This window comes from Pseudoalteromonas sp. Bsw20308 (genome assembly GCF_000310105.2).
Taxonomy (GTDB): domain Bacteria; phylum Pseudomonadota; class Gammaproteobacteria; order Enterobacterales; family Alteromonadaceae; genus Pseudoalteromonas; species Pseudoalteromonas fuliginea.
Map to the genome: position 1 here is coordinate 186511 of NZ_CP013138.1, position 17376 is coordinate 203886.

General features: G+C 38.9%; 15 protein-coding genes. 9 read left to right on the plus strand and 6 right to left on the minus strand.

Going from position 1 to position 17376, the window contains the following annotated elements; all coding sequences use genetic code 11:
* Positions 1-107: 107 nt before the first annotated feature.
* From cyaY to add, 8 genes are all read left to right on the plus strand, one after another.
* Entirely contained in the window at positions 108-431 is a 324-nt protein-coding gene (gene cyaY, locus D172_RS00765) for an iron donor protein CyaY (protein WP_007377335.1), read from the plus strand.
* Complete coding sequence (locus tag D172_RS00770) at positions 428-1084, plus strand: alpha/beta hydrolase (protein WP_007377336.1); 657 nt, start codon at positions 428-430, stop codon at positions 1082-1084. Before cyaY ends, D172_RS00770 begins: the two co-directional genes overlap by 4 nt.
* Positions 1085-1106: 22 nt before the next feature.
* Positions 1107-2084, plus strand: coding sequence for a DUF2914 domain-containing protein (locus tag D172_RS00775; RefSeq protein ID WP_007377337.1), 978 nt, complete (start codon positions 1107-1109; stop codon positions 2082-2084).
* Positions 2085-2119: 35 nt separating this feature from the next.
* On the plus strand, positions 2120-3058 hold the full coding sequence (gene hemC, locus D172_RS00780) for a hydroxymethylbilane synthase (RefSeq protein ID WP_007377338.1): 939 nt from the start codon (positions 2120-2122) through the stop codon (positions 3056-3058).
* Positions 3059-4900, plus strand: coding sequence for a uroporphyrinogen-III synthase (locus tag D172_RS00785; protein ID WP_007377339.1), 1842 nt, complete (start codon positions 3059-3061; stop codon positions 4898-4900).
* Complete coding sequence (locus tag D172_RS00790) at positions 4897-6006, plus strand: heme biosynthesis HemY N-terminal domain-containing protein (protein ID WP_007377340.1); 1110 nt, start codon at positions 4897-4899, stop codon at positions 6004-6006. Before D172_RS00785 ends, D172_RS00790 begins: the two co-directional genes overlap by 4 nt.
* 88 nt (positions 6007-6094) lie before the next feature.
* A complete protein-coding gene (locus D172_RS00795; RefSeq protein ID WP_007377341.1) occupies positions 6095-8779 on the plus strand; it encodes a CHASE domain-containing protein in 2685 nt (894 codons plus the stop codon).
* Positions 8780-8904: 125 nt separating this feature from the next.
* Positions 8905-9906: an adenosine deaminase gene (add, locus tag D172_RS00800; RefSeq protein ID WP_007377342.1), complete on the plus strand. Its 1002-nt coding sequence runs from the start codon at positions 8905-8907 to the stop codon at positions 9904-9906.
* A 54-nt stretch (positions 9907-9960) separates the two neighbouring features.
* On the opposite strand, the gene D172_RS00805 is transcribed toward add, so the two are convergent.
* The 5 genes from D172_RS00805 to D172_RS00825 form a co-directional block, all read right to left on the minus strand.
* The gene (locus tag D172_RS00805; protein ID WP_007377343.1) at positions 9961-10371 is read right to left on the minus strand and encodes a CBS domain-containing protein; all 411 of its coding nucleotides are present in this window, start codon (positions 10369-10371) and stop codon (positions 9961-9963) included.
* A 167-nt stretch (positions 10372-10538) separates the two neighbouring features.
* Positions 10539-11252 (minus strand): NAD(P)H-flavin reductase, encoded by a 714-nt coding sequence (gene fre / locus D172_RS00810; RefSeq protein ID WP_007377344.1) that lies wholly within the window; start codon positions 11250-11252, stop codon positions 10539-10541.
* Between the two features lie 109 nt (positions 11253-11361).
* Positions 11362-12828, minus strand: coding sequence for a 4-hydroxy-3-polyprenylbenzoate decarboxylase (gene ubiD, locus D172_RS00815; protein ID WP_007377345.1), 1467 nt, complete (start codon positions 12826-12828; stop codon positions 11362-11364).
* A gap of 71 nt (positions 12829-12899) precedes the next feature.
* On the minus strand, positions 12900-14930 hold the full coding sequence (locus tag D172_RS00820; RefSeq protein ID WP_033023729.1) for a methyl-accepting chemotaxis protein: 2031 nt from the start codon (positions 14928-14930) through the stop codon (positions 12900-12902).
* A 67-nt stretch (positions 14931-14997) separates the two neighbouring features.
* Positions 14998-15279: an MliC family protein gene (locus tag D172_RS00825; protein ID WP_007377347.1), complete on the minus strand. Its 282-nt coding sequence runs from the start codon at positions 15277-15279 to the stop codon at positions 14998-15000.
* A gap of 147 nt (positions 15280-15426) precedes the next feature.
* Here D172_RS00825 and D172_RS00830 point away from each other — a divergent pair, with 147 nt between their 5' ends.
* Complete coding sequence (locus D172_RS00830) at positions 15427-16332, plus strand: DUF808 domain-containing protein (RefSeq protein WP_007377348.1); 906 nt, start codon at positions 15427-15429, stop codon at positions 16330-16332.
* 44 nt (positions 16333-16376) lie between these two features.
* On the opposite strand, the gene D172_RS00835 is transcribed toward D172_RS00830, so the two are convergent.
* Positions 16377-17318 carry a tetratricopeptide repeat protein gene (locus D172_RS00835; protein ID WP_007377349.1) on the minus strand — a complete coding sequence of 314 codons (942 nt, stop codon included), beginning with the start codon at positions 17316-17318 and terminating at the stop codon, positions 16377-16379.
* Positions 17319-17376: the final 58 nt, after the last annotated feature.

Genomic DNA, 17376 nt, shown 5'->3' on the forward strand with positions numbered 1-17376 from the left:
AAAAATGCAGCTATTCGCGGATGATTTTATTCCTGTTACACTAGCTGCACATTTTTAAAGCTAAAACGTACCCAATATTAGGCGGCTCGCCTGCAAAGGAAATAACAATGACTGAACACGAATATCACCAATTAGCCGAAGCTCTTATGTTCACTATTGAAGAGCAGGTTGATGATTGCGAAGCTGATTTAGACTACGAATCGGCACAAGGTATTTTAGAAATTATTTTTCCTGATAAAAGTAAAATAGTGATCAATAAGCAAGCACCTCTTCATCAAGTATGGGTTGCAACTAAGTTTAACGGACATCATTTTGAAATGCGTGATGGGTTATGGATTGATAACCGCTCTGGCGCTGAATTTTGGGCATTTATTAATGAAGCGTCAACGCGCCAAGCTGGCCAAGAAGTTAAATGGCAATCAACACTATGAGTTTAGAATTTGTAGAATACCCAGCCCAAGGTGAGCACAAAGCGACCGTTATTTGGTTACATGGCTTAGGCGACTCTGGTGATGGTTTTGCACCAGTAGCACCGCAATTAAACCTACCAAGCGAGCTTGGTATACGGTTTATTTTTCCGCATGCGCCAGTGCAACCGGTCACCATAAATGGTGGTATGGAAATGCGCTCTTGGTACGATATTAAATCTATAGAGTTAGATAAACGCGCTGATGAGCAAGGTGTGAGAGATTCGGCTGCTAAAGTAGAAGAATTAATCAACACAGAAATAGCAAATGGCATACCTGCTAATAAAATTATTTTAGCTGGTTTTTCTCAAGGTGGTGTTGTGTCGCTGCATTTAGCGCCGCGCTTTGAGCAAAAGCTTGGCGGTGTTATGGCGCTTTCTACTTATATGTGTGTGCCACAAAAATTTGCTGATGAAGCAAAACATACCGATTTAAATGTATTTATGGCGCATGGTAGTCAAGATAATGTTGTACCTTATAGCGCAGGTAAAAGTGCGTTTGAAGTATTAACAGCACATAACATGGATGTAAGCTGGCAAGAATATCCGATGGCTCATCAAGTTTGCGCAGAAGAACTGCAAGCTATTCGCCAATGGTTGGTTGCTCGTTTAAGTTAATTTTGGAATCGCTGAGGTCAATATGAGTCAAAAAATAGTTATTAAAGCAAATGTTAAACGCGAACTACAAGAGAGCTTACCAACGGTAAGCTACGAGTGGAATTGGCGTCGTATTGTGAGTATTGCTATGTTGGTATTAATGACCTCTGCAGCTGTTGTGTATGGTTTAACAACGTCAGTCAGTGCAGAGCAAGGCGAGCATCCAAATGAGCAAGAGCACTTTTTAAGTTTTAGTAATAACGCAGAGAACCAGACAAGCGATGAAGTAACGGATGTTGAGCCAGAATTATCGGTAAACAATATCCCTGATGAGTCTGTGGAGATAACGCAGACGAGTATCGAACCGTTGTCAGCTGCGCAAAACGAAAATCAAAAAAACATCTCAAGTAAAACACTAGGCGAAGTCGAACTTGTAAATAATAATACGGTTTTATTAGCTAACAACGATATTGTTACTGATCAAAGCGAAAGCATTAATATAGAGTTAAACTCAAATATTGATAATGAAGTACAAGAAGAAATCGCAGAAGCTCAAAATGAAGCTGAGCTAGCCAATCAGAGCGACTTACTCTTAGAGCTAGAAAACGATGATGGCGCATTGAGTGGCACGGAAGGTTTTTCGCCTACCGCGCAAGTTGCAAGTGTGGCATTGGGCGCGCAAATAGACACGGGTAAAATTAGCCGTGCAGTACTTACTCGAAAAGTAAGCCGACGTGAGCCTACTAATGTGTTTGCTGCTGACATTCGTTTAAGTCAGTTTGAGGAGTCATTATCATTTTTTAGTGAACTTAAAGGCTTACAAGGTCAGCAGGTAAAGCATGTGTGGTCTTTTGAGGGCACTACGATGGCTGAAATTTCGCTCAATGTAACCTCTACTCGCTACAGAACATACTCAACGAAAAATATTATGGCCACGCAAACAGGTCACTGGCGTGTAGATGTCGTTGATGGGCAAGGTAACTTGATAGCTCAAAAAGAATTTAGAATTTTAGCAGACTAAAACTAGCTAAACGCAGTAATTAATTGGATACCCTTATGACAGAAAAAACAAAATTAGTACGTATCGCAACGCGTAAAAGCGCCTTAGCACTTTGGCAGGCCGAATTTGTGAAAGCAGAGCTTGAGCGTTTTCATGCAGATGTGTGCGTAGAATTAGTCCCTATGTCGACGCAAGGGGATATAATTTTAGATACGCCATTGGCTAAAATTGGCGGTAAAGGCTTATTTGTTAAAGAGCTAGAGCAAGCTATGTTAGATGGTCGCGCTGATATTGCTGTGCATTCTATGAAAGACGTGCCAGTAGAGTTCCCAGAAGGATTGGAACTACATACTATTTGTGAGCGTGAGGATCCGCGTGATGCGTTTGTATCAAATAACTTTGCTAATTTAGGCGAGTTACCACAGGGCGCTATTGTTGGTACTTCGAGCTTACGTCGTCAGTGTCAAATTAAAGCGCTTCGCCCTGATTTAGATATTCGTGATTTACGCGGCAATGTAAATACGCGTTTAGGTAAATTAGATGACGGCCAATACGATGCTATTATTTTAGCGGCAGCGGGGCTTATTCGCTTAGAAATGGAGTCGCGTATTGCTGATTACATTGAGCCAGAAGTGTCATTACCAGCAAATGGTCAAGGTGCTGTAGGTATTGAGTGTCGTATTGATGATGAAGTAACAAAAGCATTACTTGCACCACTTGAGCATACACAAACACGTATTCGCGTAAACGCAGAGCGCTCTATGAACCGCTATTTAGAAGGTGGCTGCCAAGTTCCTATTGGTGCTTATGCATTAGTTGATGGCGAGCAAGTACATTTACGTGGTTTAGTTGGCGCTGTGGATGGCAGTGAAATTTTACGTGACGAAGTAACAGGTCATGTAAATGACGCAGAAAAATTAGGTATTGAGCTTGCTAAAAAATTACTAGCTCAAGGTGCAGATAAAATATTAGCTGAAGTTTATAGAGACGCATAAATGACACATATTCTGATAACTCGGCCCGAAGGAAAAGGCGCAGCCCTTGCTCAGCAACTTGAGCAGGCGGGTTATCAGGCGTCTTTGTTTCCGGTATTAAAAATAACGCATTTAACACCCTCTAGCACTGAACTTAGTCCGCTGTTAAATGCAGATAAAATAATATTTATATCGCAAGATGCAGTTAGTGCACTTTCGCAATTAAAACCCGATATAAATACTAAAGCTCAATTTTATGCGGTTGGGCAACAAACAGCCGACATTATATATGAGCAATTTGGTGTACGCGCAGCATTACCAAAACAGTATGATTCAGAAGGGTTGCTTGCGCTTAAATCACTCGCAGAGGTTGATGGCAGCAATATAGTGTTAGTTAAGGGGCAAGGTGGCCGCCCTGAGTTAGCTAAAACGCTCAAAGAGCGCGGTGCTTTTTTAAATAATTGTGTTGTGTACAAACGTGAACCCACAGAGAGTATTCTCCCTAACTGGACAGACCACTGGAAAAGCCAGAATGTACACGGTATAGTCATAACAAGTAATGCTGCAGTTGATGCTATATTTAAAAGCCTTGCTGCACACCAACTACAATGGTTACAACAGTGCCAATTTTATGTTGCCAGCGAGCGGATAGCCGCTTATTTAAAGCTGCAACAAGTAAGCTTGGCTAATATACATATTGCAGCAGGGGCTAGCGATGATGCTATGTTTACCTGCATAAATCAGCAAGGTAGCAACATGAGCGAACAGTCAAAGCCAGTTACGGCAGAAAAAGCCACACCAACAACAGCTAACACAGCCTCAGCTAAATCAACAAAGCAAGAGCCTGCAGCTACAAAAAATACGGCAGACAAAAATAAACAAAAGGTAAGTAAGGTTGCAGCACTTGCGCTTTTGATTTCGTTAATTGTGGCCTCTGGTGTTGGATACGAGTTTTATCAAAAACTAAATGCTGGTAAGGCGCAAAACCTAGCCGTTAATGAGTTAAGCGAGCAAAATAAGTTACTCGTTCAAGAGCTGCAAGCACTTAAATCGGCGCAATCTAATTTACAGCAAGCGCTGTTTAATAGTGAGAAAAAAATTGCCACAGCCCTCAGTGAAAGTACAGCTCAAAATCAGCAAGAATTGAAAGCCGCTTTGCAAAAGGCGCAGCAACAAGGCTCGTCTCTAAACCCACAAGAAGTAACCAGTTTACAACGTATGGCTGAGTTTAAACTATGGGCTGAAAAAGATTACCAAGGCACTAATGCTGTTTTAAAACGCTTAGATGGATTACTTAGTGAGCATCCAGGAACAGTTGAAGTTCGCCAAGCTATTATGCAAGACATACAAACACTTGATAGCCTTAAACCTGTTGCAACAGAGGCTATTTATTTACAGCTAAACAGTGTACTAAGCAGTATTGACGACTTAGTTTTTAATGCAGTTAATTTGCCAGAAGAAGTTACCGAAGTAGATGAAAATGTATTAAGTGAAGACATAAATGATTGGCAGCAGAATTTAAATAACAGCTGGGGTCGCTTCTTAGACAGCTTTTTAACACTTCACCATCGAGAAGGAGGAGTAGTTGCTCCATTTCTTGATGAGCAAGAGCGTCACCTCGTTAATCAACGTATTAAGCTTTATATTACTCAGGCACAAGATGCGTTACTTAGTAAACAAGCTAGCATTTACTTTAGTACTTTAAGTGAAGCAAAACGCTTAGTTGATGAGTATTTTAAGAAAGACGATAACGCTACACAAAGGGTTTTAAAATCAATAGCTAGTCTTGAAAAAGAATCACTTAACTTTAACCCTAAAGTAACACTTCAAAGTACACAGCAGGTTAAGGAGTGGGTGCAATGATAGGGCTAATAATACTGGTTATTGCGTTAGTACTTGTTATTGGTGTAGCTCCTTACGTTATAAATGAGAAAGGTTATGTCCTTTTCTCATTTAATAACTATACAGTTGAGGGCACTATGATTGCTTTTTGCGGTACAGTGATTGTTATTACTGCGATCGTATTTATTACATATAAGCTAATCCGCTACTTATTATCGATTTATCATAATACTAAACATGGCTTTTTTGCACGTAATCAAGAGCGCAAACAAGCAGCTATTGAGCAGGCTCTGTGGAGTGCTATTAACGATGATTATGAGCATGTAGAGCAGGCTTTATCGGGTAATAGTGTGCCAGATAAGTTTGAAGATATTCGCTTAGCATTACTTGCAAAAGCAGCGCTTGCTAATAATCAAACAGATAAAGCACTTGAGCGTTTATTTGAAATAAGCCCTGAGCATCAACTAAAAGTCGCGAAACTTTGGCTAGCAAGTGGCGATAGTAGCGCAATTGAATCGCAGATGCGTGTAAGCGCCGAATCTAAAAAAGCTACTGCGCTTGAGTTAAAGCTGTATACCGAAGTGTTGGTGCAACAGCAGCACTTTAGTGCTTTAGAAGACATTTTACCAAGATTGTTGCGCAAAAAGGTGTTTTCAAGCGAGCAGTGGACATGTGTTTTTAATGCTTACTTTTCAGCTCTGCCAATTGAAGAAATTACACATAAATATAAACAGCTTCCTAAAAAGCTACAAGCTTATGCGCATACTGCTTATTTAGCGAAAATGGCAGCGATAGGTCAGCTAGCTGTAATTGAGGGCGACTTGATAAAAATGGTTAAACACAACGAACAGCACAATCAACTTGCCCATATCTTAAATGGCGCAGCCAATGCTGATGCAATCAAGTTGCAGACCTGCATTCAAGAGCGCCTTAAAAAAGATGAAAGTAATAATGCTTTATTACTAGCACTTGCTTGCCTTGCCAATGCACAAGGTGACTATGATTTAGCCGCAAGGGTATTTGATAAAGCGTTGAACTCTGAAAATAAAAAACAGTACGCGGAACAAGCTGCGCTAAGCTATAGTAAAAGTGCACAAACTGAGAAAGCACTGGTTTTGTATCAATGAGCTTAAATATGAAAAACTAAACTAAACTAAACTAAACTAAACTAAACTAAACTAAACTAAATGTAAGTACAGGTATAGGAGCTGAGTATTGAAAAATTTATTCGTATTAACTTTCAGCCTAGCCAGTGCTTACTTTTTAACTGGATTTGCTAGTAATCTTCTTCTTTCTATTGATGGTTATGCCGTTGCTTCATGGCCTCCTTCGGGCATTGCATTGGCTGGACTTTTACTGTGGAATCGTAGAGCTTTACCTGGCATCATTATTGGTGCGTTATTAACAAATATAGTTAACCTCGATAGCGCATCTGATATCTTCAATTGGCAAATTGCCATTCAAGCCTTGTTAGTTACTACAGCGTCTGTGTTGCAAGCATGGATAGGCGCTCAATTTATTACAAAAGTTATAAAAGCCCCCCTTGATCTCTCTTCTTTAAAGCATTGTATACAAAGCTTATTTATAGCTGGTCCAGTGTGTTGTGTTCTGGCTGCAGGAGTCGGTACGTTTTTATTAGTTAGTAATCACGTAATACCAGCACATGGCGCTATTGATAATTTTATCGCATGGTGGATAGGTGATAGCGTTGGAGTATTAATTTTTACTCCGCTGGTGCTTGCTGGGTTTAACTATCAACAAGTTCAAAATAGGCTGCAGGTTATTATTCCTTCTCTAATGATATATATCATTATTAGTGCAGGATTTTATACTGCGTCTAATTTTAAAAAAGAAAAAGAAATACAAAAACAAGAGCTTAAAATATTGTCTGTTCAAGATGCTATAAGCCAACGAATTGATGAAGTGTCAGCCCATCTAAGCTTGCTAGCAACATTTTTTGCAAGTAGTGATGAGGTGACTTTTGATGAATTTAAGCTATTCACTTCTAAACAGCTTAGTTATAGTCAAGAAATTGTTGCATTTGAATGGGTACCTTACATTTCAGCAGAGCAATTAGCCGATTTTGAACGCTCAGAAAATACTCAATACATTGATGATTACTATGTAAAAGAAAGATGGTCAGAAGGGGTATGGGAGCCAGTAAGTTCACGTGACTTTTATTACCCTGTACTTTATGCATACCCATTGATTGGTAATGTAAGTGTTATTGGTTTTGACTTAGCCTCAAATAAAGGGAGGGCGGCAGCATTACACAAAGCAAAGATTTTAAATGAGCTAGTGCTAAGTGAGCCAATCGATTTAGTACAAAATACGCAAGAAAAAGGTGTGTTATTTTTGCACCCTGTTTTTGGAAACTCCACTACTGAAGATGACTTTAAAGGGTTTGTTGTTGCAGTAGTAAGCCTTAAAAAATTATCGCAATCGTTATTATTTGATCAAAATAACCTCGTTGCAGCTAGCTTTTTAGATGTGACTTTACCCAATCAAAAACAGAGTATTTACACAGCCGATACTCATTCTTTTGAACTATTAAAAGAATACCAATTACTTATTGGCAAGCGGATCTGGCAAGTGCAATTACATGAGCCTGTAGTTAGAACATCATGGTTAATGTATTGGCTTGCACAAATAGTAGGTATGCTATTTGTGTGGTTATTAATAACTTTTTTGATTTCGGTTACTGGTACAAATATACAAATTCGTGAGCAAGTGGCAAAACAAACTCGTGTTTTACGTCAAGAAAAGCAAAAAGCTGATGAAGCAAGCCATATTAAAAGCCAGTTTTTAGCTAATATGAGTCATGAGGTGCGCACACCTATTAATGGTATAAAAGGACTGCATTATTTAGCGCTGCAGCAAAATGATTGGCCACAGGCTCGAACTTATATAGAGCAAGCGGATGGTGCGCTTGGTGTGTTACTGAGGGTATTAAACGATGTACTCGATTTCTCTAAGATGGAAGCTGGCAAACTTGATTTAGTACAAGAACCCATTAATGTGGGTCGCTTAGTGGATGAAGTGACGAATTTAATGCAATTTGAAGTAGATGTTAAGTCACTGGAATTGCATCTCGATTACGATAAAACAACAAACTTAACTATTCATACCGATCCTATTCGTTTAAAACAAATACTTTTAAATTTACTTAATAATGCAGTTAAATTTACAGCGCAAGGCTGCATAACACTTAAAGTATGGCAATCAAAAAAGATGACTTATTTTAGTGTTAACGATACGGGTATTGGTATTAGTGAAGCAGCTCAAAAACAGTTGTTTAAACCTTTTTCTCAAGCCGATAGTTCTACTTCTCGACAATATGGTGGCACAGGACTAGGTTTGAGTATTTGCAAAAAACTGGTTGAGTTGATGGGAGGGGCTATTGATTTAGCTAGCCACGAGGGTAAAGGCTCTACTTTTACATTTAGTGTGCCGTTGAATTCCCCCCTACCAAAAGCAGAGCAGGTACAGCAACAATATAATGAGATAGATGTTGAGAGCTTATCGTTTACTGATTATAAGCTGCTTTTAGTTGAGGACAATTCTTTAAATCAACATGTTGCTAGTGCAATATTAAAGACCAAGGGGTGTGTAGCTGATATTGCGAGTGATGGGTTTGAAGCAATAAAAATGTTGACTACCAATAGTTATGACATTGTGCTGATGGATATTCAAATGCCAAATATGGATGGTTTACAGGCAACCAAAGTTATCCGTAATGATTTAGGGCTGATTGATTTACCTATTATTGGTTTGTCTGCCAACGCGCATGATGATGATGTTAAAAAAGCAGTTGCTTGTGGAATGGATAACTATATAACCAAGCCAATTGATGCTAATACGCTATTTAAAACACTGTGGCATCATTTATCACATAAATAAGTTACGTTATTTTTGCACAAAAAGCAGACATATGACCGCTTAAACTTACCGCAAACCATATAGACTTGAAAAATAACCATATCTGCGTATCATGCGCGCAAATTTAACTAAACTGGGTTGCTATTATGATCAATAGAAAATTACCTTTGCTAGATATTCACCGCCATTTAGACGGTAATGTACGTGCGCAAACCATATTAGAACTTGGTCGTCAGTTTAATATAGAGTTACCTGCAGATAATGTTGAGGCACTCATTCCTCATGTTCAAGTTATTGATCCTGAGCCAAATCTTATGGCTTTTTTACAAAAGTTAGATTGGGGTGTTGCAGTACTTGGCGACTACGATGCGTGTAGGCGCATAGCGATTGAAAACATTGAAGATGCTCAAGCCCAAGGCCTTGATTACGTAGAGCTTCGTTTTAGCCCTTACTATATGGCACAAAGCCAAGGTTTACACCCGCAAGGGGTTGTAGAAGCGGTTGTTGATGGTATTAAATCAGCAACAAAAGGCGCAAACATAAAAGCGAATTTAATTGGTATTTTATCGCGTACTTATGGCGTAAAAACATGCCAGAAAGAGCTTGATGCATTACTCGCATTTAAAAATGATTTAGTAGCGGTTGATTTAGCCGGTGACGAAATAGGTTTTCCCGGGGAGTTGTTTGTAGCGCACTTTAAACAGGTACGAAATGCCTATTTAGCATCGACTATTCATGCTGGAGAAGCTCTTGGTGCTCCGAGTATTTGGCAGGCAATTAATGAATTAGGGGCGAGCCGAATAGGGCATGGCGTTAAAGCTATTGAAGATCCAAAGCTCATGGATTACTTACGCGATAATCGCATTGGTATTGAGTCATGCTTAACAAGTAATATTCAAACCAGTACAGTGAGCGACCTAGCTAAGCATCCACTTAAACAGTTTTTAGAACACGGTATTTTAGCGTGTATTAATACTGATGATCCTGCTGTTGAAGGGATTGAAATTGAGTATGAATATGCAGTTGCAGCACCTCAAGCTGGTTTATCTCAAGCTGATATGGAAAAAGCCCAAGCAAATGCATTAGAAATAGCATTTTTAAGCGATGGCGATAAAAAAGAGCTTTCGGCAATCGTTAGCGCACGTTAATTTAAGAGTATTAAAAATGCCGCTTTATATAAGCGGCATTTTGTTATCTGCAATTTAGTGTGTTTGGCAGCTTATGTAATTATCGTAAAGTGCTTTAAGTACATCTGCCCGGCTGATCATACCGATTACTTTAATGCCATCTACAACTGGGTAGTTTTTTGGTTTACCAGGCTGCATTTTTTCAGCAAGCTCAATAATATTTGTATCACCATCTATAGTAACGACTCCTGTTTGCATAAGCTGCGATACTTTTACTATGCCATCACAAAAATAACTGCTTTGCATAAGTGGCTTTAAAAGCTCTTGTTCGGAAATAAATCCGACTAGGCATTTATCTTTATCGAATACTGGTGCACCAAGTAGTTTAAATTTTTGTAGTTCTGCTATGGCTGTCGTCATTTCTGTATCTGGTGTGATATTTGGCAACTTGCGTTGCATAAAATCTTTTACTTTTGTATTTAGCATTTGGGTCTCTCCCGCTGATGTTCTATACAAAGTATGGTTTATAGATAGGGATTTAGGAAATTGTTTATATTGATGGGGTTGATAGGTTATAACTATTAAATATTTGTTGTTATAAAAATAAAGGCACCGATTAGGTGCCTTTATTTATAACTGAAAGTAAATTTCAATTATTTGATAAATGCGAATGCGTCGGCGTACATGTTTTCACGAATTGCACCATGGGTAATAAAGTCATCGCGGACTATACCTATCATGTCAAAACGACCCGCCATATAAATATCATATGGGGCAAGTGATACGATATCTTGTATTACGGCTTTGTGTACATAGCCAGTATGACCTTGCCAATTCGCTGATGGATTTTCTACCACAGGGATAAACTCAAAGTTTTTATGGCTATCGGCCCATGTTTGCATTTCTGTGTGCGCGTATAAAGCTGACTCTTCTTTTACACCCCAGTAAAATAATACAGGACGGTCGCACTTAATTTCAGCTAAGTGATCAGCCATTGATTTTGCGTATGAAAAACCAGTACCGCCGGCGAGTAAAATAATAGGGCGCTCACATTGCAGGCGCAACTGTGAAATACCTAGGCCAGCTTCAATGTCTACTAATTGCCCTGTGGTATGGGCGTTTTGTAAATGTTCTAACGATTGCATTGCATAAGAATCGGCACCAGATGCGCCAATATGCAGTTCTATTGCATCGCACTGTGAAGGGCGGCTAGCAATAGAAAAAGCACGTTTGTCTTTTTCGCCTAATACGAGTTGCATGTATTGGCCAGCTTCAAAGGTCACAGGTTGTTGTGGCTTTAAAATTACTTTATGAACAAATTCTGTAAGTGGGCTGATAGCTACAACTTCAGCTTTTAATGTTTGCATTTTTTACCTTTTAGCAGCGCTTTTAACAGCAGATACGCAATCGAATGACTCGATTCTAGCATATCTGCAGGGTTATTTTATAGCCTGTTATGTACTTACATATAAACACTTAAACAATATTAAGGCTTTCCCAAATATCATCTACGCGGTCTTTGGTGTCTTTATCCATAACAATAGGCTCGCCCCATTCGCGGGTGGTTTCGCCAGGCCATTTATTGGTAGCATCCATTCCCATTTTTGAACCAAGGCCAGAGACTGGCGATGCAAAATCGAGATAATCAATAGGTGTGTTTTCTATTAATGTTGTATCACGCGCAGGATCCATTCGGGTTGTTATAGCCCAAATAACATCTTCCCAATCACGGGCATTAATATCGTCATCGCACACAATTACAAACTTGGTATACATAAACTGACGTAAGAACGACCAAACCCCCATCATCACGCGCTTGGCATGGCCTGGATATTGTTTTTTCATTGTTACAATCGCCATACGGTACGAGCATCCTTCTGGCGGAAGGTAAAAGTCGACAATTTCAGGAAATTGCTTTTGTAATATTGGCACAAACACTTCATTAAGTGCTACACCTAAAATCGCAGGCTCATCAGGCGGTCGGCCAGTAAATGTGCTGTGATAAATAGGGTCTTTACGATGCGTTAAGTGAGTGACCGTCATTACTGGAAAGTCATCTACTTCATTATAGTAACCGGTATGGTCACCATAAGGGCCTTCTGGCGCCATTTCACCAGGCATTATGTAACCTTCAAGTACTATTTCTGCACTGGCAGGGACTTGTAGGTCATTTGAAATAGATTTTACAACTTCGGTTCTGCTACCACGTAATAAGCCAGCGAATGCATATTCGCTTAGAGTGTCAGGTACAGGCGTTACGGCACCTAATATAGTGGCAGGATCGGCACCTAGTGCTACCGATACAGGGTAGGGTTGCCCTGGGTTTTCTTTACACCATTCTTGAAAATCAAGCGCGCCACCACGATGTGACAACCAACGCATAATTATTTTATTTTTTCCTAATAATTGCTGGCGATAAATACCCAGATTTTGGCGTTTTTTATATGGGCCTTTAGTGACCGTAAGGCCCCAAGTAATTAATGGCGCTGCATCACCTGGCCAGCAATGCTGAATGGGCAACTTAGTTAAATCGACATCATCACCTTCTAAAACTACTTGTTGGCAAGGCGCTTTTTTAACTTCTTTTGCTGGCATATTAAGCACTTGCTTAAAAATAGGTATAGCGCCTAGAGCTTCTTTAATGCCTTTTGGTGGCTCAGGCTCTTTTAAAAAAGCGAGCAGTTTACCGACTTCACGTAGCTCGCTAACTTCTGTTTGGCCCATTCCCATAGCAACGCGCTTTGGTGTACCAAATAAGTTGGTAAGCACCGGCATATCGTAGCCTTTTGGATTTTCGAATAATAACGCAGGACCTTTTGCACGCAATGTGCGATCAGATATTTCGGTCATTTCAAGATACGGGTCGATTTCTTGGGTGATACGTTTAAGTTCGCCTTTTTTCTCAAGTAAATCGATAAAATCACGTAGATCTTTATATTTCATTGTGGGCCGCTATTAAGCTAAAGAGTTGAAGTATTATACCCATTTCATGCAAGGCAAGTCATTACTTGTGCTTAAAACTTAAAGCGCTCTACGGCACTCGTTAGAGAGTGTGCAAGTTGATTTACGTCTTCACTTTCGCTTGCTAGGGTTGTCGCGTTTTTGGCATTTAAGGTGGCTTGCTCTGTTACCTTTGCCATTATTTTTTGGATGTCGTTACTATTAGTTAGCTGTTCATGAGAGGCCTTTGCTATTTGTTCGCTCATTTGATTAACCGATAGTAATGTGCTTTTTATACGCTCTACAGCTTTATTTAGTTCAGCACTATTTTCAACACATTTTTTGGCTTGTTGTTGGCCATCATTAATTTCACTTTGTGTTGTTTTAGTATGCTGTTGTAATGTTTGGATCATGGTATTTATTTCGCTTGTTGAGCTTTGTGTACGCGCAGCTAGTGAGCGAACTTCATCAGCGACAACTGCAAATCCTCGTCCATTTTCACCAGCTCTTGCCGCTTCTATTGCAGCATTGAGCGCAAGCAAGTTTGTTTGCTCAGCAATACTACTAATAGTCTCTACAATGGCACCAATGAGTTCGGTAAATTCAGCAAGCTCTTTTGTGCTACTAACTGCCTTATCTAAACGGCTTAATAGTGCCTCAATACTTTGGCTATTTTGATTGGCTATTTGGTTAACGTCATTAGCAAACTGTGAGGCGTTAGTTATTTCATTTGATGTGCTATCAGCTTGTTCGTACACGACTTGTGAATTATCTAGCATACTTTGTGCAAGCGCAGTTGCTTGTGCGCTCCGCTCTAGCTGTAGTTGGGCTACAATGGTCATTTGCTGGCCTTTTTCACTGGTTTGAATCGCTGATTTGTCCAGTTCATGTGCATCGTTACTAATTGCTTTTATTAAATGGCTTAAGTCGTCACTAAGTTTATTAATATTGTTAAGTAAAGTGCCAAACTCATCTTTACTGCGTGGATGGCTGCGCTTAGAAAAGTCACCTGAGGCTATGCAAGCTAAATCACGATTTACTTTATTAAGGGGCTTTAGCATTGCATTGGTGGTAAAAATTGAAATTATGATCACCAGTATAATCAGTACAAGGGCGATTATAATTACCGAGCTTGAGCCCATATTAATGGCTGATTTGGCATTATTTTGAAGGGTGTTAAATCGTTCATCAGCAAGTTTATTAAGTTTAAGTAATTGGTTTTCTGTGTTTATAAATTCTTGTTGAAAGCGTTCAAATTTTTGTTGCGCCGTTGTTTTGTTTTCAATCGTTTTCTTTTGTTTTACATAAATACCATTTGGCGCATTTAAGAGATCCCTTAAATCGTTGAACTCAATAGTAAGTTGGCCGATGTTTAGATCATTACTAAAAGGTGTCGCCTGCTGCTCTAGGTAAGTAAAGTTAGGCTGAATATTATCGAGTAAAAACAAAGTATCTTGTTGGTGATTACTTAAGTCGCTAGTACTTGTAGTTTGAGTGATGCTTTTAACATTGTTACTTAAATTAAATAGTAGATCATCAATACGTGTTGCCGTACCAAACATAGAATCGAGTAGAGGCTGTTGTGTTGAGGGTACTTCTAATAGCTCTATATCAAGCAAACGATTACTCAAGCTAGTCAATTGCTCAATGAATTCTTTAATAAGTGATAGGGCCGAGTTTTGTGCTTTAAATCGTTGTTCCTTTGCACTAAACATTGCAGCACTTATTTTGCTTATTTGATTAAAGTTATCAGTTGTTGCTGCAAGTAAAGCTTGCATATTTTGCTGCTGAAATAGTTGAGATTCAAGCGCATTAAGCATTGTTAGAAATTGCTCTTGCTCTGCGTATGCTTGGTCTTTATTTCGCAATAGTGAATCTGGTTTGGTCTGGCTGTAAGCAACAGCATTAAATTTAGTTATGGAAAGAAGTGAAAGCCTTAAATCTTTACTAACTTGTTGTACTGGAACGGCTAAAGTTTCTATACGTGAAGTAGTAATACTAATTTGGTTTAACGACCAATAAAAAAACACACAGCTAGTCAGCATTAACAGCCCTATGGCAGAAAAAGCTAAGATTATTTTATGTTTTATAGCAATAGAGCGCATAACTTCATCAACAAAATTAACACTTTATTTAGTGTAGCAGTGTTTTTTAGATGTTGTTAATTGGTGGCTAATTAATAATGCATTGCTGCTTTTTCCCTGAAATTATAAGCATGGCGTGATTATCTTTACCCCAAAACAGTACATTTTCGCTTATGTACTTATTCCCTGATGCACTTTTTTCATGATTAATTAAATGCGTTTCGTTGTTAAAAGTAAGCTCAGCATATTTATCGTTGATAATACTTAGTGTTAGTTTGTTCTTACCACATAGATAGGTAGTATTTACTTGCTGTTCGCTACATGCGATTAAGCTAAGTAAGCTGACTATGATTGCTATATTTATTTTCACTCTTACCTCCATCTACGTTCAAAATGATCATCTTTGGGAAGCCCTACCCTTAATTCTAATTAGAGATTAACAAAGCTAAATTAACCGTTGGTGAAAGTAGTGCTTTACGTTATGTTTATAGCAATATTTTTTGAGCTCGGAAGCTTTATGGCTGGTACTAACCTTTTAACATTATTAGACGATATAACCACTTTGCTCGATGACATTGCGACAATGAGTAAAGTAGCAACAAAAAAAACAGCGGGTGTATTAGGCGATGACTTAGCACTCAATGCGCAGCAGGTTACAGGTGTAGCAGCAGAGCGTGAATTACCGGTTGTTTGGGCTGTGGCAAAGGGCTCATTTTTAAATAAAGCGATACTCGTACCCGCCGCTTTATTAATAAGCGTATGGCTGCCTTGGTTAATAACACCGCTTTTAATGATGGGTGGTTTGTTTTTATGTTTTGAGGGAGCTGAAAAAGTATTTGCTAATTTTTTACCTCATCATAATGAAGTGGTTGATGAAAGAGAGAAACTAGATTTAGTTGAGTACGAAAAACAAAAGATTAAAGGCGCTATAAGAACAGACTTTATTCTTTCTGCTGAAATCATTGTTATTACGCTAGGTACTGTTGCTGGTGCTACATTATTTAACCAAGCGTTAGTGCTCTGTGTTATCGCAATTATAATGACTATTGGCGTTTATGGTTTGGTTGCCGGTATTGTAAAGCTGGATGATGCCGGGCTTTATTTACTCAACCAATCTAAAGTGTCAGCTAATAAATTTAAAGAATTACTTGGTAAAGGCTTACTCGCAGCAGCGCCTAGGTTGATGCAGTTTTTAGCATTTGCGGGCACTATTGCGATGTTTTTGGTGGGTGGCGGTATTTTGGTCCATGGTGTTGCGTTGCTGCATCATATACAGTTGGATGTAACAAGCTATGCTCAATCGGTTGCTGGCGGTACAGGAGAAGTATTAGCACCTTTATTGTTTGATGGTTTGCTAGGCGTGATTGCCGGCTTAGTTGTTGTGCTTATACATGTAGGTTATACAAAGTTATTTAAAAAATAATTTATAGCTGGCGTACTTGTTGCGCCAGCTATATTGAAATTCACTCATTTACAGATAGTTATTTTACAAAGTGACTCCAATTCAAATTGTGCTTTAGTATTTTTTTGCTCAATGGCCTTTTTGTACCAATAAATAGCCTGCTGTTGATCCTGATCTATTCCCTGACCATCACGATACATTTGCGCTAAATTTAATTGCCCCCATTGGGAGCCCGCTTCAGCAGCTTGTTTAAAGCTATTAAATGCTTCAACAAACAAACCATCTTTAAAATAAATAATGCCTTGTTGATTGTTTTTATCGAGCTTTAAGCCTTTATATAGTGGCTTAGGTTTGGGAGGATGCATCACAAACCCACCATAAAGGATGTTGGCATAGGGGCGCAGCACGTCGTAAATAGCTTCGTCGTTGTAAAGGCGTGCTACTTCATCACGAGGGAGGGTGATTGTTTTAGTGGAAAAGTAATTGTCTTGAATTAGCTGGCTAGTACGCATTGCCAAAGTAATACTATTATTACGTTTATAGCTGTAGTTGCTTATCTGAAAGGTAATAAATTGTTCGTCAAAATTTAAAACTTGAGCAATTCTTAAATTGGTTAGGGTCCAGGGCTCGTGTGTAAATTTATCGGCGTGTACTAAGTAGGTGTCATATATTTTAGGTGTATTCAAATAGCTTTGCTTTTGAGTCTCGGTATCAAGATGCTGTTGATAAAAAAACGAAACAATCCAAAGCAATAAAAATGCGCCAATAAAGTATTTAGGTAGGCTTAGTTTTTCTATTAATGGTAGTTGCTTTATTTTTACAGGTTCGCTTTTTCCGCATTGATAGCACTCGCGTTTATAGCTTAATTTTAAGGCAAGCATAGGTAAAATGCTAAATCGTAAATAGCGGCTTTTATTTACTAAATGGTAGGCGTCGCTTTGACAATGAGGGCAGCGTGTTGTTTGTGCAAAATGTGGAAATGATTCACTCGTGTTGAAAAGTAACATAAAGCACGCTCCTTGTTTAATTACCTAAAGGTAAAACAAGAAGCGTGTTAGTTAAAGC

Coding starts and splice junctions, on each gene's coding strand:
- D172_RS00785 (WP_007377339.1), top strand. CDS start 3,059: ATGACACATATTCTGATAACTCGGCCCGAAGGAAAAGGCGCAGCCCTT.
- fre (WP_007377344.1), bottom strand. CDS start 11,252: ATGCAAACATTAAAAGCTGAAGTTGTAGCTATCAGCCCACTTACAGAA.
- D172_RS00830 (WP_007377348.1), top strand. CDS start 15,427: ATGGCTGGTACTAACCTTTTAACATTATTAGACGATATAACCACTTTG.
- D172_RS00775 (WP_007377337.1), top strand. CDS start 1,107: ATGAGTCAAAAAATAGTTATTAAAGCAAATGTTAAACGCGAACTACAA.
- D172_RS00805 (WP_007377343.1), bottom strand. CDS start 10,371: ATGCTAAATACAAAAGTAAAAGATTTTATGCAACGCAAGTTGCCAAAT.
- ubiD (WP_007377345.1), bottom strand. CDS start 12,828: ATGAAATATAAAGATCTACGTGATTTTATCGATTTACTTGAGAAAAAA.
- D172_RS00835 (WP_007377349.1), bottom strand. CDS start 17,318: ATGTTACTTTTCAACACGAGTGAATCATTTCCACATTTTGCACAAACA.
- D172_RS00820 (WP_033023729.1), bottom strand. CDS start 14,930: ATGCGCTCTATTGCTATAAAACATAAAATAATCTTAGCTTTTTCTGCC.
- hemC (WP_007377338.1), top strand. CDS start 2,120: ATGACAGAAAAAACAAAATTAGTACGTATCGCAACGCGTAAAAGCGCC.
- D172_RS00790 (WP_007377340.1), top strand. CDS start 4,897: ATGATAGGGCTAATAATACTGGTTATTGCGTTAGTACTTGTTATTGGT.
- cyaY (WP_007377335.1), top strand. CDS start 108: ATGACTGAACACGAATATCACCAATTAGCCGAAGCTCTTATGTTCACT.
- D172_RS00770 (WP_007377336.1), top strand. CDS start 428: ATGAGTTTAGAATTTGTAGAATACCCAGCCCAAGGTGAGCACAAAGCG.
- add (WP_007377342.1), top strand. CDS start 8,905: ATGATCAATAGAAAATTACCTTTGCTAGATATTCACCGCCATTTAGAC.